General features: G+C 60.3%; 16 protein-coding genes. 8 read left to right on the top strand and 8 right to left on the bottom strand.

Features of this window, described 5'->3' with window-relative positions:
• Nucleotides 1-17: 17 nt before the first annotated feature.
• Both ggt and rdgC read right to left on the bottom strand, forming a co-directional pair.
• The gene (gene ggt, locus BN1125_RS00870; protein WP_042009931.1) at nt 18-1,799 is read right to left on the bottom strand and encodes a gamma-glutamyltransferase; all 1,782 of its coding nucleotides are present in this window, start codon (nt 1,797-1,799) and stop codon (nt 18-20) included.
• A gap of 177 nt (nt 1,800-1,976) precedes the next feature.
• The gene (rdgC, locus tag BN1125_RS00865) at nt 1,977-2,888 is read right to left on the bottom strand and encodes a recombination-associated protein RdgC (protein ID WP_042009928.1); all 912 of its coding nucleotides are present in this window, start codon (nt 2,886-2,888) and stop codon (nt 1,977-1,979) included.
• A 197-nt stretch (nt 2,889-3,085) separates the two neighbouring features.
• Between rdgC and BN1125_RS00860 the strand changes: the two genes are divergently transcribed.
• The 3 genes from BN1125_RS00860 to BN1125_RS00850 all read left to right on the top strand — a co-directional run bounded on the left by BN1125_RS00860 (nt 3,086) and on the right by BN1125_RS00850 (nt 8,593).
• Nucleotides 3,086-3,514, top strand: a complete 429-nt coding sequence (locus BN1125_RS00860; RefSeq protein WP_042009926.1) for a GNAT family N-acetyltransferase — start codon at nt 3,086-3,088, stop codon at nt 3,512-3,514.
• Nucleotides 3,515-3,617: 103 nt separating this feature from the next.
• Nucleotides 3,618-4,844 carry an exonuclease SbcCD subunit D C-terminal domain-containing protein gene (locus tag BN1125_RS00855; protein ID WP_042009924.1) on the top strand — a complete coding sequence of 409 codons (1,227 nt, stop codon included), beginning with the start codon at nt 3,618-3,620 and terminating at the stop codon, nt 4,842-4,844.
• Entirely contained in the window at nt 4,841-8,593 is a 3,753-nt protein-coding gene (locus BN1125_RS00850) for an AAA family ATPase (protein WP_042009922.1), read from the top strand. The genes BN1125_RS00855 and BN1125_RS00850 overlap by 4 nt, the downstream gene beginning before the upstream one ends.
• A 97-nt stretch (nt 8,594-8,690) precedes the next feature.
• Here BN1125_RS00850 and BN1125_RS00845 read toward each other — a convergent pair whose 3' ends face one another.
• Together BN1125_RS00845 and BN1125_RS00840 are read right to left on the bottom strand one after the other, a co-directional pair.
• A complete protein-coding gene (locus BN1125_RS00845; RefSeq protein ID WP_042009920.1) occupies nt 8,691-9,455 on the bottom strand; it encodes a DODA-type extradiol aromatic ring-opening family dioxygenase in 765 nt (254 codons plus the stop codon).
• A 166-nt stretch (nt 9,456-9,621) separates the two neighbouring features.
• Complete coding sequence (locus BN1125_RS00840; RefSeq protein WP_042009917.1) at nt 9,622-9,864, bottom strand: hypothetical protein; 243 nt, start codon at nt 9,862-9,864, stop codon at nt 9,622-9,624.
• A gap of 308 nt (nt 9,865-10,172) precedes the next feature.
• On the opposite strand from BN1125_RS00840, the gene pykF reads away from it, so the two are divergent.
• Nucleotides 10,173-11,585 (top strand): pyruvate kinase PykF, encoded by a 1,413-nt coding sequence (gene pykF, locus BN1125_RS00835; protein WP_042009915.1) that lies wholly within the window; start codon nt 10,173-10,175, stop codon nt 11,583-11,585.
• Between the two features lie 151 nt (nt 11,586-11,736).
• On the top strand, nt 11,737-15,066 hold the full coding sequence (mscK, locus tag BN1125_RS00830; protein WP_042009913.1) for a mechanosensitive channel MscK: 3,330 nt from the start codon (nt 11,737-11,739) through the stop codon (nt 15,064-15,066).
• A 356-nt stretch (nt 15,067-15,422) separates the two neighbouring features.
• On the opposite strand, the gene crr is transcribed toward mscK, so the two are convergent.
• The 4 genes from crr to cysK form a co-directional block, all read right to left on the bottom strand.
• Nucleotides 15,423-15,932: a PTS glucose transporter subunit IIA gene (gene crr, locus BN1125_RS00825; protein WP_005338264.1), complete on the bottom strand. Its 510-nt coding sequence runs from the start codon at nt 15,930-15,932 to the stop codon at nt 15,423-15,425.
• Nucleotides 15,933-15,974: 42 nt separating this feature from the next.
• A complete protein-coding gene (gene ptsI / locus BN1125_RS00820) occupies nt 15,975-17,702 on the bottom strand; it encodes a phosphoenolpyruvate-protein phosphotransferase PtsI (protein WP_042009909.1) in 1,728 nt (575 codons plus the stop codon).
• Between the two features lie 45 nt (nt 17,703-17,747).
• Entirely contained in the window at nt 17,748-18,005 is a 258-nt protein-coding gene (locus BN1125_RS00815) for an HPr family phosphocarrier protein (RefSeq protein WP_005338266.1), read from the bottom strand.
• A 439-nt stretch (nt 18,006-18,444) separates the two neighbouring features.
• Nucleotides 18,445-19,413, bottom strand: coding sequence for a cysteine synthase A (cysK, locus tag BN1125_RS00810; protein WP_042009906.1), 969 nt, complete (start codon nt 19,411-19,413; stop codon nt 18,445-18,447).
• Nucleotides 19,414-19,572: 159 nt separating this feature from the next.
• Here cysK and BN1125_RS00805 point away from each other — a divergent pair, with 159 nt between their 5' ends.
• From BN1125_RS00805 to BN1125_RS00795, 3 genes are read left to right on the top strand one after another with little or no spacing between them, the layout of a single operon-like run.
• Nucleotides 19,573-20,415: an AAA family ATPase gene (locus BN1125_RS00805; RefSeq protein ID WP_042009904.1), complete on the top strand. Its 843-nt coding sequence runs from the start codon at nt 19,573-19,575 to the stop codon at nt 20,413-20,415.
• 3 nt (nt 20,416-20,418) lie between these two features.
• Nucleotides 20,419-21,582, top strand: a complete 1,164-nt coding sequence (locus BN1125_RS00800) for a vWA domain-containing protein (protein ID WP_042009902.1) — start codon at nt 20,419-20,421, stop codon at nt 21,580-21,582.
• A gap of 55 nt (nt 21,583-21,637) precedes the next feature.
• Nucleotides 21,638-22,759: a beta-ketoacyl-ACP synthase III gene (locus BN1125_RS00795; RefSeq protein WP_042009900.1), complete on the top strand. Its 1,122-nt coding sequence runs from the start codon at nt 21,638-21,640 to the stop codon at nt 22,757-22,759.
• The last annotated feature ends 41 nt before the right edge of the window (nt 22,760-22,800 follow it).

Raw genomic sequence — 22,800 nt, 5'->3', positions numbered from 1 at the left:
TTGTTGTTATGGGAAGGTCACTCCCCTTTGGCTATTCCCTCGCGGCGCGGATCGGCTGCGCCAAACCAGCCACTGCCATTGCGCTCAACCCCTTGCAGGCCGGAGGTCTGCTCGTTCAGTACCACCTCGTGTCCCCTCGCCTTCAATCCCTCGACCACCGACATGGGGGTACGACCCGCTTCCAGCTCGGTGGGGCCGTTGCGGCTGCCGAAGTTGGGCAGATTGATGGCCTGTTGCAGGTTCAAGCCCCAATCCTGGGTGCCGAGCAGGGTCTTGCCCACGTAGTTGATGATGGCCGAGCCCCCCGGCGAGCCCAGCGTCATGGTCAGTTCGCCGCTTGGCTTGTCAAACACCAGCAGGGGTGACATAGAGGAGCGGGGCCGCTTGCCCGGCGCCACCCGGTTTGCCACCGGCAGACCGGTGGCATCCACCGAGGTGAAGGAGAAATCGGTGAGCTGGTTGTTAAGCAGGTAGCCGTTGACCATCTGGCGCGAACCGAAACCATCCTCGATGGAGCTGGTCATGGATATCGCCATCCCCGCTTTGTCAACGATCGAGACATGGCTGGTGGAGGGCAGCTCCGGGGTCGCATCCTTGCCCCGCGCCAGCGCCAGTGGCGGCGTACCGGGCTTGGCGATCCCCATGGCGCGCTCACCGATAAGCTTGCCGCGCTCGGCCAGATAACCCTTGTCCAGCAGCCCCTTCACCGGCACGCTGACAAAATCGCGGTCGGCGACATACTGATTGCGATCGGCAAAGGCGAGCCGCGCCGCTTCGCTGTAGAGGTGGATGGCCTCGCTGGAAGCAGCCAGTCCCCCCTCCTTCGTGGTGATCGGCTTGAGGGCCGCCATATCGCGGCTCTCCAGCATGCCAAAGATCTGGCCGAGTGCCAGGGTGCCGGACGAGGGAGTGGGAAAGCCGCAGATCTTGCTCTGGCGATAGTCAAAGCAGAGGCCGTCGCGTAGTTTGGCCTGATAGCTGGCCAGATCAGCAGCACTGAGTACCCCGGGATTGGTGGGGTGCTGACGCACCTTGGCCACCATGGCATCCGCCAGCGGCCCCCGATAGAAGGCATCTGCCCCCTCTGTCGCCAGAGTGCGCAACACCTTGGCCAGCGCCGGGTTGGTCAGCCGGGTTCCTGCCGTTTTGGGGCTGCCATCGGCCTGATAGAAGTAGGCGCGCGCATCCGGGTCACGGGCCAGATAGGGGTCTTTGGCCAGCAGGGCAGCCAACCGGGGACTTATCACGAATCCTTGTTCCGCCAGCGTGATGGCTGGCTCGAACAGCACAGCCCAGGGCAGCTTGCCATAACGCTGATGGGCCAGCGCCAGCGAACGCAGGGTGCCGGGCACGCCGACCGAGCGACCCCCGACCACACCATCATAAAACCCCAGCGGCTTGCCATCTTGCATAAACAGCTGGTCGGTGGCGGCGGCCGGCGCCGTCTCGCGGCCATCCACCGCGCTCACTTTGCTGCCATCCCACACCAGCAGCAGTGAACCGCCGCCGATGCCGGAGGATTGCGGCTCCACTAGCGTCAACACCAGTTGCACCGCAATGGCGGCATCAACCGCACTGCCGCCCGCTTTGATGATCTGGTAGCCCGCATCCACCGCCAGCGGGTTGGCGGCCGCCACCATGAAGTCATGGCCCTGCCAGCCCTGTTTGTCGGTCCAGCCACTGGCGGCTTCGGGTGCGATCAGGGTCTGGGCTGGCGGGGTGTAGTGAAAACCGTTGTCACTGGCACAACCGGCCAGCAAGGCAAGGGCGACAGCCAGCCCCAGAGGTTTGCGCAACATGACACTCTCCTTGTCTGTTTTGTAACCATGGAGGGGGACTATGTCACGATTGCCGTGCTTCGCTCAAGTTATTGAGCAAGATCAATACCTTACTCATCTATCAATAGAGGCCGTCGGTCATGGCTACAAAAAAACCGCCCGAAGGCGGTTTTTTTCAATCAGGCGGAGCCAGTTCGCTTAGATGGACTGCTCTTCGCCACCCAGGGCGGCAAACAGCGCCGGGATAAACTGGGACAGCTCGGCCGTGACCAACGCGAAGTCGGCATCCAGACGGGCGGCCGGATCTTCGCTGGTGACGTCGTCATTCTGCTCGCGCAGCTCTTCGCTGAATTTCAGGCGCTTGATGGAGAGATCATCCCCCAGCACGAAGCTGACGGTCTCGCCCCAGTTGAGGGCCAGCTTGGTCACCAGCTTGTCGTTGGCCAGGTGATTCTTGATCTCGTCGCTCATCAGATCCTGCTGCTTGCAACGGATGATGCCGCCATGTTCCATGGCACTGCGCAGCTCGGCTTCGTCTTCCAGAGTAAAGGATGCGGGCAGATTGCCCTCGTTCAGCCACTCGGTCATGGTGATCTCGGGCGGGTTCTTGAGGGCCACCGGCACCACCGGCAGGGAGCCGATGGATTTGCGCAACAGCGCCAGCAGATCGTCTGCCTTCTTGGCGGAGCCTGCGTCCACCACCATTAAATTGTCGGCCGGATTGATCCAGGCGAAGGTCTGGCTGGTACGACTAAAAGCACGGGGCAGCAGAGTGTGGAGGATCTCCTCCTTGAGCGCTTCCTTCTCCTTCTTTTTGAGGGCGCGTCCCTGTTCAAACTCGATCGCTTCGACCTTCTCGGCCAGCATCTCTTTGACCACGCTACCGGGCAGCATCTTCTCCTCTTTGCGGGCGCAGATGAGGATATGGCCGGAGGCAGAGTGGGTCAGGGTTGAGCCGAATTTGCCAAGGGGCTTGACCCACCCAAAACGGGAGATGTCCTGACTGCCGCAAGGGGTGAAGGCACAGGCTTCCAGCTGGGTTTCCAGCTGTTCAACGGTCAGGTCAAAGGGGCGGGTAAAGCGATAAATCTGCAGGTTTTTAAACCACATGGCGTCCTCGGTCTCTAGATTGTCCGGCGGGCATTGTACTAGAGAGGCGCTTTGTGATCAGCCAATCATTCTCGCTAAATAAAGGGCGATCGACCTCACAGGGTCTCATTTATATCACCTGAGCAGTCGCCCAGTTCCCCTAGACTGCGAATGTGCAAAATATGCAAAATATGCAAGTTGTTAACAAGGACGAGAGTATGTTACGGCCCAGTCGCCCGGAAGACATGGAAGAGATCGTCGAAATCTGGTTGCTGGCCTCCCTGCAGGCCCACGATTTCGTCGATGCCTCCTGCTGGTGGCTGGCCCAGGAGGATCTGCGTACCCGCTATCTCGAACGCGCCACCATCTGGGTGTTCGAAGAGCGCGGCGATCTGCTCGGATTTATGGCGCTGGTGGACAACTTCCTCGCCGCCCTGTTCGTGCGCCCCGATCGTCAGGGTCGCGGTGTTGGCCACGCCCTGCTGCAGGAAGCGAAGCGTCAGGGGGCATCGCTCCAGGTTCGGGTCTTCGTCGAGAACGATCAGGCGGTGCGTTTCTATCGCCGCCACGGCTTCATGATCGAGGGTGAGGAGTCCGATCCCCTGACCGGCCACCCGCAATATCGGATGCGCTGTATACCCGCCTGACGGTAAGCTGGTGGCCTGTTTTCCTTGAAAAAAGCGAGAGGGATCCTCATCTTGTCTTCATCGGGTGCCTCAGGCACCATCCCTGCAACCGGGCTGCTTTCCAATGAAAATCCTCCATACCGCCGACTGGCATCTTGGCCATCAACTCCATGGTCATGATCGCCGTTTTGAACACGATGCTTTCCTCGACTGGCTGAGCGACACCCTCAAGGCGCGCGAGATCGACGCCCTGCTGGTGGCGGGCGATCTGTTTGATACCGCCAATCCGCCCGCCAGCGCCTGGCAACAGCTCTATCGCTTTCTGGCCAGGTTGCGCGCCGAGATGCCTCACCTCAACATGGTGCTGATTGGCGGCAACCACGACTCCCCCTCCAAGCTCGATGCCCCCCACGAGCTGCTGCGGGCCTTCGATCTCCATCTGGTGGGCAGCATCAGCCGCGACGGTGAGGGCAAGCTAGATACCGACCGCCTGCTGGTGCCGCTGCAAGACAAGGAGGGCAAGATTGCCGCCTGGTGCGCCGCCGTGCCGTTCCTGCGCAGCAGCGATCTGCGGGTAGAGCCGTTGGCAGAAGGACAAGACAGACTGATTGAAGGGGTACGGCAGGTCTATGCCGAGGTATTGGCCGAGGGGCGCACCCGCTGCGGGGAGGCGCTGCCGCTCATCGCCATGGGCCACGCCTATCTGGCAGCAGGCCAGCTCTCAGAGCTCTCGGAGCGGCGGGTGCTCGGCGGCAACCAGCACGCCCTGCCTGCCGATCTCTTTGCCAGTGCCGACTACACGGCGCTCGGTCACCTCCATCTGGCCCAGAGCCCGGCCGAGGGGGTGCACTACAGCGGTTCGCCGCTGCCGCTTTCGCTCGCCGAGGCCAACTACAACCATCAGGTGCTGGAAGTGACCTTTACGGGGGGCAAGCTCACCACGGTGGCATCCATTCCGGTGCCCCGCGCGGTGGAGATGATCCGCCTGCCCCAAAGCACCCTCGACGACGCGCTGAACGCCATCGCATCGCTCGAGCTGCCTGCTTCTCCACAAGAGGCACAACCCTTCCTCGAAGTGCGGCTGCTGCTGCCCAAGCCCGAGGCCCGCATCCGCGAACGGATTCTCGCCGCCATCGCAGACAAACCGGTGCGTCTGGCCCGCATCAGCACCCAGTATCAGGGCTCGGGCGAAGGGCTGGCCGATGGTCGCGAGCGGCGCAGGCTCGATGAGCTCTCCCCCACCGAGGTGTTTCGCCTCTGCTATCAGCGCCAGTTTGAAGGTGAACCCGATGCAAAACTGGTTGCCTCGTTTGAAGAGATCCTGGCGCAGGTGAAGGAGTGCAATTCATGAAAATCTTGTCTCTGTCAGGTGAAAATCTGGCCAGTCTGACCGGCCCCTTCACCATCGACTTTACCCGCGGGGCGCTCGGCGCCGCGGGCCTGTTTGCCATCACCGGCAATACCGGCGCCGGCAAGAGCACCTTGCTCGACGCCATTTGTCTGGCCCTCTACGACGAGATGCCGCGCTTTATCGCCAATCGCAAGAACGTGGCCGAAGTGGGCCGGGTGGATGACGAGGAGAAGCTCAAGGCCAACGACGTGCGCGGTATCCTCAGCCGCGGCCACGCCAGCGGCTTTGCCGAGGTGCAGTTTCATGGCTGTGATGGCCGCATCTGGCTGGCCCGCTGGGCGGTGCGCCGGGCGCGAAACCGCTCGGAGGGGCGTTTTCAGGCGCAGGAGCGAACCCTGACCGATGTGGAGTCGGGGCAGGTCTTCTCCGGCAGCAAGCGGGAGCTGCAAGATCGCATCGACGAGCTGGTAGGCCTCTCCTGGGAGCAGTTCCGCCGCGCGGTGATCCTGCCGCAGGGGGAGTTTGCCGCCTTCCTCAAATCGGATGCCAACGAGCGCTCCGCCCTGCTGGAGCGGATGACCGGCACCGAACTCTACTCTGCCATCTCCATCCAGACCTATGAGCGGGCGCGGGAAGAGCAGCAAAAGCTGGCCACCATTGCCCAGCGCCTCGGCGACGTGGCACTGATGGACGAAGCCACCCGCGAGCAGTGGGTGAGCCAGCAGATAAGCCTCTCCACCACCCTCAAGCACGAGCAGCAACAGCAGCAGCTGATGCAGGACTTGCGCGATCTCAACAGCCGCATTGCCGCCCAGTTGCAGGGCTGCGCCGAGGGGCAAGCGGCGCTCGATGCCGCCTTGCAGGCCCACGGCGCCGCGGCCCCTGAGCGCGAGGAGTTTGCCCGTGCCGAGCAGGCCCAGGTGGCCCGCGCCGATCACGACGAGCTGACCCGCCTCACTCTCGAAGTACAGCAGCAGGAGAAGGTGATCGCCGAACTGGGGCCCGAGCTTGCCACACTCGAGCAGCAAACCCGGCAGAGCGCCCTGACCGAGCAGCAACTGCTGGCGGAAAAGATCGCCGCTGAGCGCGAATGGGGCGCCCTGCAACCCGAACTCAAGCGAGCGCAGGAGCTCGATACCCGCATTCGGGAGAAAGTGCAGCAGTTGCAGAAGATCCAGCAGGAGGGAGCACAAGAGCGAGAAGTGCAACTCACGCTGGAGCAGGGCTGGCGCGAGCAGAGCCGACAGGTGGAACTACTCAAACAGCAACACCAACAGTGGGGCCTTTGGCTCGAAGAGCACAAGGAGCTGGCACCGGTTGCCCGCCAGTGGCAGCCCCTGCTCACCGCCATGCAGGATTGGGCAGAGGATGCCGACAAGCAGCAACAGCTGCTCACCCTGCGGGATCACAAGCTGCGCGCCCTGCAACAGTTACAGCGCCAGCTGGAGCAAGGCCAGCAGGAGCGCGACTACTGGCAACAGGAGCAGGCGCGGCTGCAACAGCAACAAAATGAGTTGCAGGAGCAGCAGTGGGAGAGTCGCCTCGCCAAAGCGCAAGAGCAGTGGCAGCAGCAGACCCAACAGCTGGGCCAACTACGCCAGTTGCTGGAGCTGGCCGATTATGGCCGCAACCACGGCGAGCAGCATGGCCGCCTGCAGCAGGAGATTGCCCAGCTGGAGCAGGCCCTCGGCAAGCTGGCCAGCTTGAGCGAAGAGCTGGCGCCAGCCCGCGAGCGGCTCGCCCTGCAGCGGGATGAGGCGCGCCATGCACTGGAGCAGTCCCGCGCCATCGCCAGCTTCGAGCAGTATCGCCATATCCTGAGCGATGGCGAACCCTGCCCGCTGTGCGGCGCCGAGGAGCATCCCTACAGCCAGAGCCAGCCACAGGTGGCGGGGATCCTGGGTCAGCTGGCAGAGCGGGCCAGAAGCCTCGAACTCGAATGGGAACGGCTCAACCATCAATACATTCAGTGCGAAAGCGAGCGTCAGGAGCTGGCCCGCCAGCTGGTGGTGCGTCAGCAACATCTGCCGGAGCTGGAGGCACGCGCCGAGCAGCTGACCCAGCGCTGGCAACAGCTGGGGGGCGATACCCTGCTCGGCCATCCGCTGCCGCTGCGCCAGAGCCCCATTGAGTGGAACGAGCTGATGAGCACCCTGCTTGGCCGTGGCCAGGCGCTGGAGCAGGGGTTGGCCCAGAGCCAGCAGCAGCTGCGTCAGGCCCAGCTTGGCCAACAACAGCTGCAAGGGGTGCGTCAGCAACTGAGCCAACTGGCTGCCCAGCACCAGCAGTTCGAGCAGCAGTGGCAGGAGGCCGATCGCCAGCGCATCGCACTGGAAGGGGAAGTGAAGGGGATGGGCGAGCAGGAGGCGACCCTGCGCCAGCGCCTCGAACAGGGTGCCCACCGCCTCGATGAGCAGATGGGTGGCCAACCGTGGCGCCAATGGCTCGGCAGCCAGCAGTGGAATGAGTGGCAGCGGACCTGCGAAGCCTGGCTGCACGGCCAGAGCGAGTGGGAGCGGCTGGCCAGCGAGATCGCCAGCCTAACCCCGGCACTAAGTGCGCAGGAGGCGCGCCTGCAGACCCAGCGCGAGCTGCTGCACAAACTCGAGCGGGACTACAAGGAGCACGAGCAGCAGCGGCAGGGGCTGCTCACCAGCCGCGCCGCCTGTCTGAATGGCGAGGAGATCCCGCTGGTCGAGAGCCGCTGGCAACAGCGGCTGCAACAACTCGCCAGCGAACTGGAGCTGATGCAAAGCGGCGCCCGCGCTCTGCGGGAGCGGCAGACCGAGCTCAAGACCCGCCTCACCCATGTGGAGCAAGAAAAACAGATCAGTAGCCGCCGCAAGCGGGAGGTGCTGGGGCGCTGGGCGGCTCACGCCAGTACCCTCGGCATCAATGAGTACGACCTGCGCCGCCTGCTCGCCATCACCGCCGATGAGCTCAAGGCGCGCCGCGCCGCCCTGCAAGGGCTGGAGGATGAGGTTGGCGAGGCACGCACCCGCCTTGCCGAGCGGCAACGGGCGCTGGCACTGGAGGAGAGCAAGCGGGATCGCTACCGGGAACACCACCCCGAACTGGCCGCCCTGCCGGATGCAGAGCTGAGCGAGCAGCTGGCGGCGCGGGGTGCCCGTTGTCGCGCCCTTGAAGAGCAGCTGTTCGAGTGCAAGAGCAAGCTGGCACAGGCCGAAGCGGCCGCCCTCAAGGCGGGCAGCCTGCAACAGGAGCTGATCACCCAGCAGGCGGTGGCCGACCACTGGCAGCAGCTGGGCGATCTGATCGGGCAAGCCAACGGCGCCAAGTTCCGCACCTTCGCCCAGAGCCTCACCCTAGAGCGTCTGTTGCTGGAGGCCAACGCCCAGCTGGGTGAACTGTCGCCGCGCTACCGGCTGGAGCGGGTGCCCGGTACCGATCTGGCGCTGCAGGTGGTGGATCTCGACATGGGGGACGAGGTGCGCTCGGTGGACTCCCTCTCCGGCGGCGAGAGTTTTCTGGTGTCGCTGGCGCTGGCGCTGGCCCTCTCCAGCCTGTCGTCGCGCCAGACCCAGGTCGAGTCGCTCTTTATCGACGAAGGGTTCGGCACGCTCGATCCGGACAGTCTGGATCTGGCGCTCGCCAGCCTCGACTCCCTGCAGGCCGCCGGTCGCCAGATCGGGGTCATCTCCCACGTCCAGACCCTGGTGGAGCGGATCGGCGTGCAGATCAGGGTCGAAGCCCTCGGCGGCGGTGAGAGCCGGGTGGTGGTCCCCTGAGCGCCTTCGGCTCAATCACCAGTACCACAGGCTCAATCACTACGCCGTATAAGACAAGACCCCGCCAATTGGCGGGGTCTTGTCGTCAGAGAGGCTATCAGCCGAAGCGGTAGGCGCCCATATAAAGGCTGCCGCCATCCCAGCTCTCGTGCAGCCGGGTGGGTGCCACACCATCGGCTGCCCCCAACGCCACAAAGAGCGGGCGCAGATGGTCGTCGTGGGGATGGGACTCCACCGCCCCGGGGGCCTGCTGGCGATAGTCAAGCAGCGCCAACCGCTCCTCGTCGGCCATCTTCTGCTCCAGCCAACCGACAAACTGACTGGCCCACTTGGGCACCGGTGAATCCTCCGGCCCCAGCGCTCGCAGGTTATGGGTGATGGCACCGGAGGCGAGAATGCCAATCCCCTCACTGCGCAGCGCCCCCAGCACCTCCCCCAGTTGCCACAACTGGGCCGGGGTGAAACGGGTGGGGATGGAGATCTGCACCAGCGGGATCTCGCTCTCTGGGTCGATCAGGGAGAGCGGCGACCAGACCCCGTGGTCCAGCTTGCGCCTTACCGGTGTGGCGGTCAGCCCCGCCAGCGTCAGCTGTTCGCTCACCCCCTGCTGCAACCACTCGGGGCTGCTGGCAGGCCAGCGCATCTGGTACAGGGGCTCGGGAAAACCGTAGAAGTCGTACATCAAGGCCGGTTTGGGCTCGACGTTGATCTGCAGTTCGCGGCTGAACCAGTGGGCTGAGATGACCACCAGCCCCTTGAGCTTCCCCAGATGCAGGGTACGCAGAAAGCGGGTGGCGGGTTGCTCACGCAGCACCAGATCCGGTGCGCCGTGAGAGATAAACCAGACGGGGGCGAGAGACATAGGGCGGACTCCAACAAGGTATCAAGGGCGATACCGGAGGGGATATCGCTGTTGAAATCGATTATCCCTCTGCCATTTAAGGTGAACAATCCTGCAAGATAGATATGCACTATCAACCAATGGTTGATAATTTCACTCCTTCACAACCGGGAAGCGGCAACAGATATCAAGGCTGCGGCGCATCCGGCTGCGGTCGGGCTACACGAAGCGCCATCCGGGTCGCGGCGCCATGATCCTGCCATTCACGCCACGCCAACCTCTCGGCGGCCGCCTCCCCTTTGACCGAGTGGGAAAAGAGTACCCGCAGACAAGCGTTGTCAGGCCAGTAGCGGGGTGGCAGTGCCTGAACCAGCAGCAGGGCGGTACCCAGCAAGAGCAGAGTCCATCCGGTTTCCTGGCTGTTTTTCATCCCGACCTCCTTCACCCGTGCGCCAATGAACTAACATGTTTGCGCAAGCCGGTGACAAGACGGTGACAGCGATCGGGTGGTCATTTTACAACATGTGGACCTCAACCCGGCCACACAACCAAGAATGGCCACATTTGCATCCCTGCAACCCGAACCTGTGGCCATATGCTCTAAAATGTGACTCACAGGAAAACGTTATCCCTGAAAAGAAAACGTTATCTGGTCAAAACGTTGTTTCTGGATCATAAAAAGATTCCAAAAACTGGTGTATATTGCTCGGCGGAAATTCCTTAACCATGAAGATTGACATGAAAAAGACCAAAATTGTCTGCACCATCGGTCCGAAGACCGAATCCAAAGAAATGCTGGCCAAAATGCTGGACGCCGGCATGAACGTCATGCGCCTGAACTTCTCCCACGGTGATTACGCCGAGCATGGCGCCCGTATCAGCAACCTGCGCGAAGTGATGGCCGAAACCGGCACTCAAGCAGCCATCCTGCTGGATACCAAGGGTCCGGAAATCCGTACCATCAAACTGGAAGGCGGCAAAGATGTCGCGCTGGTCGCTGGCCAGACTTTCACCTTCACCACCGACCAGACCGTGGTTGGCAACAAAGATATCGTAGCCGTGACTTATGCCGGCTTCGCCAACGACCTGCGCGTCGGCAACCGCATCCTGGTTGATGACGGCCTGATCGGTCTGGACGTGATCGAAATCACCGAGCGCGAAGTCATCTGTAAAGTGCTGAACAACGGTGATCTGGGCGAGAACAAAGGCGTTAACCTGCCGGGCGTCTCCATCAAGCTGCCGGCCCTGGCCGAAAAAGACAAACGCGACCTGATCTTCGGTTGCGAGCAAGGCGTTGATTTCGTTGCAGCTTCCTTCATCCGTAAGAAAGAAGACGTACTGGAAATCCGTGAGCACCTGAAAGCCCACGGTGGCGAGAACATCCAGATCATCTCCAAGATCGAAAACCAGGAAGGCCTGGACAACTTCGACGATATCCTGGCTGTCTCCGACGGTATCATGGTTGCTCGTGGCGACATGGGTGTAGAAATTCCGGTTGAAGAAGTTATCTTCGCCCAGAAGATGATCATCGAGAAGTGTAACAAGGCTCGTAAAGTGGTTATCACCGCCACCCAGATGCTGGACTCCATGATCAAGAACCCGCGTCCGACCCGCGCCGAAGCTGGCGACGTGGCCAACGCAGTGCTGGACGGTACCGATGCAGTCATGCTGTCCGGTGAGTCTGCCAAAGGTAAGTACCCGCTGGAAGCCGTGACCATCATGGCCACCATCTGCGAGCGTACCGATGCCGTGATGCCGTCCAACCTGTCTGCTGCCAACGACAGCAACAAGCTGCGCATCACCGAAGCTGTCTGCAAAGGCGCGGTAGAGACCTCCGAGAAGCTGGACGCCCCGCTGATCGTGGTGGCGACCGAAGGCGGCAAATCTGCCAAGGCCATTCGCAAGTACTTCCCGAAAGCCTGGATCCTGGCTATCACCACCAACAAGAAAACTGCTGCCCAGCTGGTGCTGACCAAGGGTGTGGTTGCTCACGTGGTTGACAGCATCGCCTCTACCGACGATTTCTATCGCATCGGTAAAGAAGCCGCGCTGGAAATCGGCATGGGTCTGAAAGGTGACGTGGTTGTGATGGTCTCCGGTGCTCTGGTACCGAGCGGCACCACCAACACCGCTTCTGTTCACGTTCTTTAATTAGCGTTGAACAACTTGAAAACGGCGCCTGTGGGCGCCGTTTTTTTTTGTCCCTCCCCCCTGCTTACCTGACAAGCCCGGTGTTAGAATCCACGCGAATTTAATCTATGCGGGAAATCTCCCGAATATCGCGTAATAACCCGGAAGTTATATGCCCTCAATACGTTTTAAAAGCGTCTCGGCCACCCTGTTGCCGCTGCTCTGTCTCCTCGCCAGCCTCTGCGTGCCGCAAGCCATGGCGCAAGATGTCCCCTCTCGCAACGCAGTTCAGCAAGCGCTGGATGGTCTGGGTAAATCAGAAACCCTGACCGTCAGTCAACAAGCGGATCAGAAGTTGCTGACCGACACCCTCTCCCTGCTCGACAGCATCGACAAGGAAGAGACGAAGGCCAAGACCCAGGCACAGCGGATCCGCAACCTGCCCACCGAACTCAAAGAGATCAGTGCCAAGCTCGATGCCCTGACCAAGGGCAAGAGTGTCGAGCAGATCAAGAGCGAATACGCCAGCATGAGTCTGGCGGAGCTCGACAGCCGTCAGCCGGAAGTACTGGCCAACATGCAGGAGGCCCAGGAGGCCCTCGGCACCATCGGCAGCCAACTCACCAACTTGCAGACCCTGCCAGAGCGGGCCCAGAGCAGCATGAGCCGCGCCTACCAGCGCAGTCAGGAGATCCGCAGCCGCCTCAACGCAGGTGAAAGCGTCTCCAGCGCCGAGAAGATGAAGCTCAATACCGAGCTGGCACTGCTGGACTTGCAACTGGCCCACCTGCAAAAGGAGCTGGATAACCGTACCAGCATGCAGGATCTGGCGATCAAACAGCGCGACTATCAGAGTGCCCGCCTCGCCATCGAAGAGCAGAAACTGCAGGCCCTGCAGGAGCAGAGCAGCGTCAAGCGCCTCGGCGACACCGAGAAGACCGCCGAGCAGACTGGCGAACTGGTCGCCACCCAGGACAACCCGCTGGTGCAAAAAGAGCAGGAGATCAACCACCAGCTCAGCCAGCAGCTCATCAGCGCCACCACCAACCTCAATCTGCTCGCACAGAAAAACCAGCAGACCAAGAGCTGGCTGGAGCGCGGCATCCAGACCGAGCGCAACCTCAATGAACAGGTGCAGATGCTCAAGGGCAATCTGCTGCTGTCACGTATCCTCTATCAGCTCTACCAGCAGCTGGAAGCGGCACCGACCGTCGCCGTCAAAAACCTGGAAGAGCAGATCGCCGACCTGCATCTGGCCCAGTTTGAACTGAGCCAGCAGCGTGACAAGCTGTTCCAAAAGAACCTCTATCTGGACAACCTGATCGCCGGCAGCAAGGATCCGGTCAGCGAAGAGAACAAGGCCAGCCTTGCCAAGCTGCTCGACACCCGCATCAATCTGCTCGATCAGCTCAACCGTCAGCTCGACAGCCAGCTCACCAACGCCATCAGCCTGCAGCTGACCCAGCAGCAACTGGCCCGCACCCATGCGGCCATCGAGTTTACCCTGCAGCAACACATCTTCTGGGTAAGCAGCAACAAACCCATCGACAGCAAGTGGTTTATCAGCTGGCCCGCCCAAGCCTACAAACAGGCCTCCGACTGGGTATTGAAACCGGACTGGAAACGCTGGCGCGAAGAGCTGCTGGGGAGCGCCCTGCTCGCCTTCCCGCTGCTGCTGATCGGCGGCCTGCTGGTCTGGAAACGCCCGGCACTGGTTGAGCGACAAAAGAAGATTGCCAAGGACCTTGGCCGTTTCCGTCAGGACAACCAATGGCACACACCTGTCGCCCTCTTCTACACCGTGCTGCAGCGGCTGCCAGGCAGCCTGTTCATTCTGGCTGGCGGTCTACTGCTCACCTACTGTGGCCTGCTCAGCCCCAAGCTGATGTTCCAGATCACCCTGAACCTCGCCCTCGGTTATCTGATGTTCAGCGTCTATCTGGCCGTGATGCGTCCGGGTGGCATCGCCGAATCTCATTTCCGGATCCCGAAAGCGGAGCTGCAGGCCAAGCACTCCAGCATGCGCAACCTCTGGCTCTCCCTGTTGCCCCTCATCATGCTGTCAACCAAGGCGGTGGTTGAGCCATCATCGCTGGGCAATGATGTGATCGGCCAAGCGCTCACTCTGGCACTGCTGGGCTTGATGACCTACCTGATCTTCCCAATCTCGCGCTCCCTGATCAATGGTGATGGCAGCTCACATCACTCCGTAATGGCCGCAGCCCTGGCGCTGGCGCCGGTGGCGCTGATGGTGCTGGTCGGACTGGGCTACTACTACACCGGCCTCAAGCTGACAGGCCGGCTGATCGAGTCCTTCTACCTGCTCATCCTCTGGAGCTTGGTATACCGCACCGCCCTGCGTGGGCTGGAGCTGGCTGCCCGTCGTCTGGCCTACCGCCGTGCGGTGGCCAAGCGTGAGCACAAATCTTCGGAAGATGCGGAAGGTGGCGAATCCATCGAAGAGCAACCCATGGCTCTGGAGGATGTCAGTCAGCAGTCCCTGCGTCTGACCCGCACCGTGCTGATGCTGATCTTCGGCGTCGCCTTCTACTGGCTCTGGTCCGATCTGGTCGCGATATTCTCCTACCTCGACAGCATGGTATTGTGGCACCGCACTGAAGGCTCTGGGGCCAATGCCGTACTCTTCCCCATCAGCCTGAGTGACGTGCTGATCGGCTTCCTGCTGTTCGGCGGGGCTTGGTCACTGGCGCGCAACCTGCCAGGTTTGCTGGAAGTACTGATACTCTCCAAGCTCAATCTGGCTCAGGGCACCGCCTACGCCATCACCACCATGCTCAACTACGTGCTGATCGGCTTCGGCTCCCTGACCGCCCTCTCCATGATGGGTGTGCAGTGGGACAAGCTGCAGTGGGTCGCAGGTGGTCTGTCGGTCGGTATCGGTTTCGGCATGAAGGAGATCCTCTCCAACTTCGTCTCCGGCATCATCATCCTGTTCGAGCGCCCGGTGCGGATCGGAGACACCGTCACCATCGGCTCCTTCTCGGGCACCGTGTCGCGGATCCGTATTCGTGCCACCACTCTGACTGACTTCGACCGCAAGGAGGTGATCATCCCCAACCAGCAACTGATGACCGAACGGCTCATCAACTGGTCGCTGAGTGACACCGTCACCCGGGTGATCGTGCGAGTGGGCGTGGCTTACGGCTCGGATCTGGAGTTGACCCGTACCCTGCTCAAACAGGCCGCCGATGAAAACAGCCGGGTGTTGAAGGATCCGGTTCCCATCGTTTACTTCCTCACCTTTGGCGCCAGCACCCTGGATCACGAGCTGCGCTTCTTCGTGAGCGAACTCGGCGATCGCAACCCGGCCATCGATGAGTTGAACCGCAAGATCGACCAGCTGTTCCGCGAGAACGGCATCGAGATCGCCTTCAACCAGATGGATGTCTATATCAAGAACATGCAAAGCGAAGAGCAGAAGGTAGCGCCCAACTCCGCCGCCCTGCCGCCGCCCGCGGAAGATGGCAAGCAGCCAGCCTGATAGCTGGCAGCCATTATCTGATGACAAAGCCGCTCCTGACGTGAGCGGCTTTTTTATGCCTCCATCGCTATGGCCATCCTTCGGGCGATGCCCTGCGATAGCAAGCGACAACCCTGCCTGTGCTTGCCAAGCAAGGGGAACCGCTTTCCCCCCGTCAGCTTGGGATGAGGGGCCGAGATAGAGGGGCAGGAGAGTATTGACTATCTACTGATGATGGCCGATCAGGGCAGTAACCGGGTTGTCATCTCGGCACAATAGAGTGGTCATCAGAAAGGGAAGCCGACTCGCGGCCATAAAAAAACCGAAGCACAAGGCTTCGGTTTTTTACTGCGCAACTGGCGTGAGCCAGCCGGGCATTACTTCTTGATGCGGATAACCGGGGTCTCGCCCACAGTCACGGCACCCGTCATTTTGATCAGCTCTTTGATCTCGTCCATGTTGGAGATGACAACCGGAGTCAGGGTAGACTTGGCTTTCGCTTCCAGAACGGCCAGATCGAACTCGATGATGGTGTCGCCGCGCTTGACCTGCTGGCCTTCCTGAGCGATACGCTTGAAGCCTTCGCCTTTCAGTTCAACGGTATCGATACCGAAGTGAACGAACAGCTCGATACCGGAGTCGGATTCCAGAGAGAACGCGTGGTTGGTCTCGAAAATCTTGCCGATGGTACCGTCGCACGGCGCAACCATCTTGTTGCCAGCCGGCTTGATGGCGATACCGTCACCCACGATCTTCTCGGCGAAGACAACGTCAGGCACATCTTCGATCGGCACGATTTCGCCAGACAGCGGAGCAAAAATTTCGATGCCGCCGGTGTCAGAACTATCGTCAGATACCAGTTTCTTCAGTTTGTCGAACAGACCCATATAAAGCTCCTAGAGATGATTTGTCGCTGTTTGCAGCCGATCTTAGCAGACTGCCTTCTGCTTGATAAAGTTATCTACGCACGCTTCGATTTCAGCGGCGGTGGCAAAGCTCAGTGCCTGGTCAGCCATTGCCTTCACATCTTCGAAGTTGGTGTTGCGGATAAGCTTCTTGATACGCGGTACCGAGATGGCGCTCATGGAGAACTCATCCAGACCCATACCCAGCAGCAGCAGGGTGGCGCGCTCGTCACCAGCCAGTTCACCACACATACCGGTCCACTTGCCTTCGGCGTGGGACGCATCGATAACCATCTTGATCAGGGTCAGGACGGAGGGTGACAGCGGGTTGTACATGGCGGAGATCATCTCGTTACCACGATCGACAGCCAGGGTGTACTGGGTCAGGTCGTTGGTACCGATACTGAAGAAATCCACTTCCTTGGCCAGATGATGAGCCATCACGGCAGCGGCCGGGGTCTCGATCATGATACCCACTTCGATGGCTTCATCAAAGGCTTTGCCTTCGGCACGCAGTTCGGCTTTCAGCGTCTCTACGGTGGCTTTCAGGCTACGGAACTCTTCGACAGAGATGATCATCGGGAACATGATGCGCAGTTTGCCAAAGGCAGATGCACGCAAAATAGCACGCAGCTGGGCGTTCATGATGTCGGCGCGGTCAAAGAAGATCCGCACGGCACGCCAGCCCAGGAAGGGGTTCATCTCTTTCGGGAAGTTCATGTACGGCAGTTCTTTGTCGCCGCCAATGTCCATAGTGCGCACGATGATCGGCTGATCCGGCATCGCTTCGGCCACTTCTTTGTAGGCTTTGAACTGCTCGTCTTCGGTCGGCAGCGCATCACGATCCATGAACAGGAACTCGGTACGGTACAGACCCACGCCTTCGGCGCCATTGCGGATGGCACCTTCGGTATCCTTGACGGTACCGATGTTGGCGCACACTTCAACCTGATGACCATCCAGGGTGATGGCAGGCAGGTCTTTCAGCTTGGCCAGCTCATCTTTCTCGGCCTGGAACTGGGCCTGGAACTTCTTGGCGTCGTTCAGCTGTTCAGCGGTCGGATTGATGATGATCTGGTTGTTGATCGCATCCAGCACCAGCATGTCACCGTTCTTGGCACGCTCGGTGATGTCATTGGTGCCCACGATGGCCGGCAGCTCCAGGGAGCGGGCCATGATGGAGGTGTGAGAAGTACGGCCACCGATATCGGTGACGAAACCCAACACATATTTCAGGTTAATCTGAGCAGTTTCAGACGGGGTCAGGTCTTTGGCGACCAGGATGACCTCTTCGTCGATGGTGCTCAGGTTGACAACGGCAATGCCCAGTACGTTCTTGACCAGACGGGTACCGATGTCACGGAAATCAGTTGCGCGCTCGCGCAGATAAGGGTCATCCAGCTCGGCCATCATCTTGGCGTACTGTTCGATCACCTCATAGATGGCTTTGTCAGCGGAAGCCTTGTTGTCTTTGATGAAGGATCTGATATCCCCTTCCAGCTCCTCATCTTCGAGCAGCATGATGTGGCCTTCGAAGATGGCCTCTTTTTCCTCACCGAAGGTGCGACCAGCCATCTCTTTGATGGCTTCCAGCTGGGCAGCTGACTTGGTACGAGCTTCGAGGAAACGGTTGATCTCGGCATCAATCTGCTCGGCGGGAATCTTGCCCTGATTGATAACGATTTCATCTTCTTTAAGAAGAAGCGCCTTACCGAATGCGATACCGGGGGACGCAAGAATGCCAGATATCATAATCCTTCCTATTAAAACGACTGTGGGGGAGGAGTTAAAGCTGGATTACTCCAGCTCGTCCATCAGGGCAACCAGCTTCTCAACAGCTTGCTGGGCATCCGGGCCGTCAGCCTGGATGGTTACGTTGGTGCCCTTGGTCAGGCCCAGGGTCTGCAGCTTGAACAGGCTCTTGGCGCTGGCGGACTTGCCACCAGAGACCACAGTGATCTCGCTTTGGAATTCTTTGGCTTCTTTCACGAACTGAGCTGCCGGACGGGTGTGCAGGCCGTTTTCAGCAGTAATAACAACAGACTTCTCGTACATGGTTTCACCCCATATTATTGATATTTTTGATGAGTTGGTCGTTTTTGAAGCAACCTGACCCACCGTGTCAGTATGGATATGTTGTAAAGTAACGAAAGCAGACCCGCAATGGTTTAATCCAGGTCAAGTTTCTGTGCAGTAATCGGCAAGCTGGTTGGCAATTTTCAGTTATTGGGCTACAAGCCGCATCAGGACTGGCCTGAAATTATTTTATAACGAAAAATAACACTTTGTTACTTTGTGATACTCAGCCAACAAACACCGCGTGACGCCGCACAGGATATGAGATTTATCACAGAATGTCTGCTTTTTTTGTCACAACAACGCTTGTTATTTTACCCAAAAAAATAAGGATCAAGTGACACTAACAGAGGTTGAGTCTAGCCCATAAAACAGCGGCGCTCCTGGGAGCGCCGCTGTTTTGAAAGATTCCGATCAGTTACTGCTGCAGTTCCTGCTCGCTGAATACACCGGCAAAGAGGGCGCTGGAGAGGTAACGCTCCGCCGCGCTCGGCAGGATGACCACAATGGTTTTGCCTGCAAATTCCGGCAGCTCAGCCAGACGGCTGGCTGCCACCACCGCAGCCCCGGAGCTGATACCGGCCAGGATCCCCTCCTCCTCCATCAAGCGACGGGCCATCTCGATGGCTTCGTCGCTGGTCACCTGCTCCACCCGATCGATGAGGGAGAGGTCCAGGTTGCCCGGAATAAAGCCGGCGCCGATCCCCTGAATTTTGTGCGGGCCCGGTTTGATCTCTTCCCCAGCCAGCTTCTGGCTGATGACCGGCGACTCGGCCGGTTCGACCGCGACAGAAATCACCGCCTTGCCCTGAGTCTGCTTCAGATAACGGGAGACACCGGTAATGGTGCCACCGGTACCGACCCCGGCCACGAACACATCCACTTCGCCATCGGTGGCATCCCAGATCTCGGGGCCGGTGGTCTTTTCGTGGATCTCCGGGTTGGCCGGGTTTTCAAACTGTTGCAGCAACACATACTTGCCCGGCTCGGATTCGAGGATTTCGTTGGCCTTGGCAATGGCCCCCTTCATGCCGAGCGGCCCTTCGGTCAGCACCAGATTGGCACCGAGCGCCTTGAGCAACTTGCGGCGCTCCAGGCTCATGGTGGCTGGCATGGTCAGGGTGATGGGATAGCCGCGAGCTGCAGCGACAAAGGCCAGAGCAATACCCGTGTTGCCACTGGTGGGCTCGATGATCTCCTTACCCTTGGTCAGGATGCCGCGCTTCTCGGCATCCCAGATCAGGTTGGCACCGATACGGCACTTGACGCTGAAGCTGGGGTTGCGGCTCTCGATCTTGGCCAGCACGCGGCCTTTGGTAACACGGTTGAGACGAACCAGCGGGGTGTGACCGATAGTCTGGCTATTGTCCTCAAAAATTTTGCTCATGGTGCTATCCCTGTGTTTGTTACGACGATGAAACAAGATTACCCTGTGGTTTCTGAATGAGAAGTGACGATTCGTTATAACCATATGGCATTACAACATATAGAGCTTATTCTCTCTGGCCCCTGACTCCGGGCGCCAATCGTCAAAGGAACCGACGTTATGGGATTTTCAGGAAGCAGCCAGTATCTCGCCTCCGATGCATTGAAGATGGCGGTCAATGCCGCCATCACCCTCGAAAAACCGCTGCTGATCAAGGGGGAGCCGGGCACTGGCAAGACGGTGCTGGCGGAAGCGGTCGCCGACCACCTCGGCAGCGATCTCATTGCCTGGCATATCAAGTCCACCACCAAGGCCCAGCAGGGGCTCTACGAATATGATGCGGTGGCCCGCCTGCGCGACTCCCAGCTCGGCGACCCCAGAGTGGCCGACATCAGCCACTACATTCGTAAGGGAAAGCTGTGGCAGGCTTTCAGCGCCGAGCAGCGACCGGTACTGCTGATCGACGAGATCGACAAGGCCGACATCGAATTTCCCAACGATCTGCTGCTGGAGCTGGATCGGATGGAGTTCGACGTCTACGAGACCGGCGAGCGAGTCAAGGCCCGCCAGCGGCCGGTGGTCATCATCACCTCCAACAACGAAAAAGAGCTGCCGGATGCCTTCCTGCGCCGCTGTTTCTTCCACTATATCCGCTTCCCCGACAAGGCCGAGATGCAGGCCATCGTCAAACTCCACTACCCCGACCTCAAGGAGAGCCTGCTTGGCGAAGCGATGGAGCTCTTCTTCGAGCTGCGCGAGGTAGAGGGGCTGCGCAAGAAGCCCTCCACCTCCGAACTATTGGACTGGATTCGCCTGCTCTTGGCCGACGATATCGCCCCCGAGGCGATGCGCGCCCGTGAACCCGGCAAGCTGGTGCCCGCGCTATATGGCGCCCTGCTCAAGACCGAGCAGGACCTGCATCTCTTCGAGAAGCTCGCCTTTTTGGCCCGGCGCGGCAGCTGACTCATGCTGATCGACTTTTTTACCCACCTGCGCCGCCACAAGCTCCCCTGCAGCCTGCGCGAGCTGCTGGACTTGCACGCCGCGCTGGCCGCCCGGCTGGTCGCTGTCGATATGGACGAGTTTTACCAGCTCTCCCGCTGTCTGCTGGTAAAAGACGAAGCCCACTACGATCGCTTCGATCGCGCCTTCGCCGAGTACTACGAGGGGCTGGAAGCCATCCCCCTGTTGCCGGAGAGCCTGCCCGAGGAGTGGCTGCGCAAGGAGTTCGAACGGCGGTTGAGCCCAGAGGAGAAAGCTTTACTCAAATCCCTCGGCGGACTCGACAAGCTGCTGGAAACCCTCAACCAGCGGTTGAACGAGCAGAAAGAGCGCCATGCTGGCGGCAACAAGTGGGTAGGAACCGGCGGCAGCAGTCCGTTCGGCCACGGCGGTTTTCACCCCGAGGGGGTGCGCATGGGTGGAGAGGGGCAGCACGGCAAGGCGGTCAAGGTGTGGGAGGCCCGTCACTATCGTAACTTCAGCGACGATTCCCCCCTTGGCCAGCGCGCCATCCAGTTGGCACTGCGCAAGCTCAGGCGCTGGGTGCGCAAAGGCAATCCCGAGGAGCTGGATCTCGACGACACCATAAGCAGTTCTGCCCGGCAGGGGTGGCTCGATGTGAAGCTCAGGCCCGAGCGCCACAACGGAGTCAAGCTGTTGGTCTTTTTCGATGTGGGCGGCTCCATGGATGCCCACGTGGCCGAGGTGCAGCGCCTCTTCTCGGCCCTGCGCCACGAGTTCAAGCATCTGGAGTACTTCTATTTTCACAACTGCCTCTACGACTTCGTCTGGAAGGACAACAACCGCCGCGTTGAGGAGCGGTTCGATACCCTGCGGCTGCTGCGCACCTACGGCAGCGACTACCGGGTGATGCTGGTGGGGGATGCCACCATGGGCCCCTACGAGATCACTTGGCCGGGCGGCAGTGTCGAGCAGTGGAACGAGGAGTCGGGTCAGGTGTGGCTCACCCGCTTGCAGCAACACTTTCCGAAACTGGTGTGGATCAACCCCACCCCGCGGCGGGAGTGGCTCTGGCACCCCTCTATCAAGCTGATGAATGACGTGGTTGGCGGGCGGATGCATCCGCTGACTCTGGCGGGTCTCGCTGCGGCGATCGACCAGTTGTAACCCTCTCAACCCTAATAAACCGACAAGCCGGGAACGCACCCGGCGAGGAGCAAAGATGACCTCTATCGTGATCAGTGGCTCAGGCCTCTATACCCCACCCTTTGCCGTCAGCAATGAAGCGCTGGTGGCCGCCTTCAACCAGTATGTGGATCTCTACAACGAGGAGAATGCCTCCGCCATCGACGCCGGCCAGCTCCCCGCCAAGCAGCATTCGAGCTGCGAGTTCATCGAGAAGGCCTCCGGCATCAAGAGCCGTTATCTGGTGAGCAAGGACGGTGTGCTGGATCCCGACATCATGCAGCCATTGATGGTGGAGCGTCCCGATGAGTTGCCCTCCATCATGGTGGAGATGGCGGTGGCCGCCGCCGAGCAGGCGCTGATCGCCGCCGGCCGCGAGCCGGGGGAGATCGACCTGATCATCGTCGCCGCCTCCAACATGCCGCGCCCCTATCCGGCGCTGGCCATCGAGCTGCAGCACTATCTGGGAGCGAGCGGCATGGCCTTTGACATGAACGTGGCCTGCTCGTCCGCTACCTTCGGCATCAAAACAGCCGCCGACATGCTGGCGGCTGGCACCGCTAAACTGGCACTGGTGGTCAACCCGGAGATCTGCTCGGGCCACCTCAACTTTCGCGATCGGGACAGCCACTTTATCTTCGGTGATGCCTGCACCGCGGTGCTGCTGGAGCGGGAGGCCGGTTGCAAGGTAGCCAACCCCTGGCTACTGATAGCCAGCAAGCTGGTAACCGACTATTCCAACAACATCCGCAACAACTTCGGCTTTTTGAACCGGCTGAGCCCGCGCACCCGCTACGGCGATGACAAGCTGTTTCGCCAGCAGGGACGCAAGGTGTTCAAGGAGGTGCTGCCCATGGTGTGCGACCAGATTGCCAGCCAGCTCGATGAGCAGGGCTGGTCTGCCGAGAGCCTGAACCGGCTCTGGCTCCATCAGGCCAACCTCACCATGAACCAGTTCATCGGTCGCAAGCTGCTCGGTCACGATGCCAGCCAGCAGGAGGCGCCGGTCATTCTTGATAGCTATGGTAATACCAGCTCGGCGGGTTCCATCATCGCGTTTCATCTGTACAATCGCGACCTTCCTGCGGGGGCCCGCGGCGTACTTTGCTCCTTTGGCGCAGGCTACTCCATCGGTAGCCTGCTGCTACGGCGCCTTTAGTGGCGGGCCTCCCGCCGACATAACAATAACCAGCAACATGG

This window comes from Aeromonas fluvialis (genome assembly GCF_000819885.1).
GTDB lineage: Bacteria > Pseudomonadota > Gammaproteobacteria > Enterobacterales > Aeromonadaceae > Aeromonas > Aeromonas fluvialis.
Note: the sequence above shows the minus strand (reverse complement) of the source record. Positions and strands in the feature narration are given on the sequence as shown.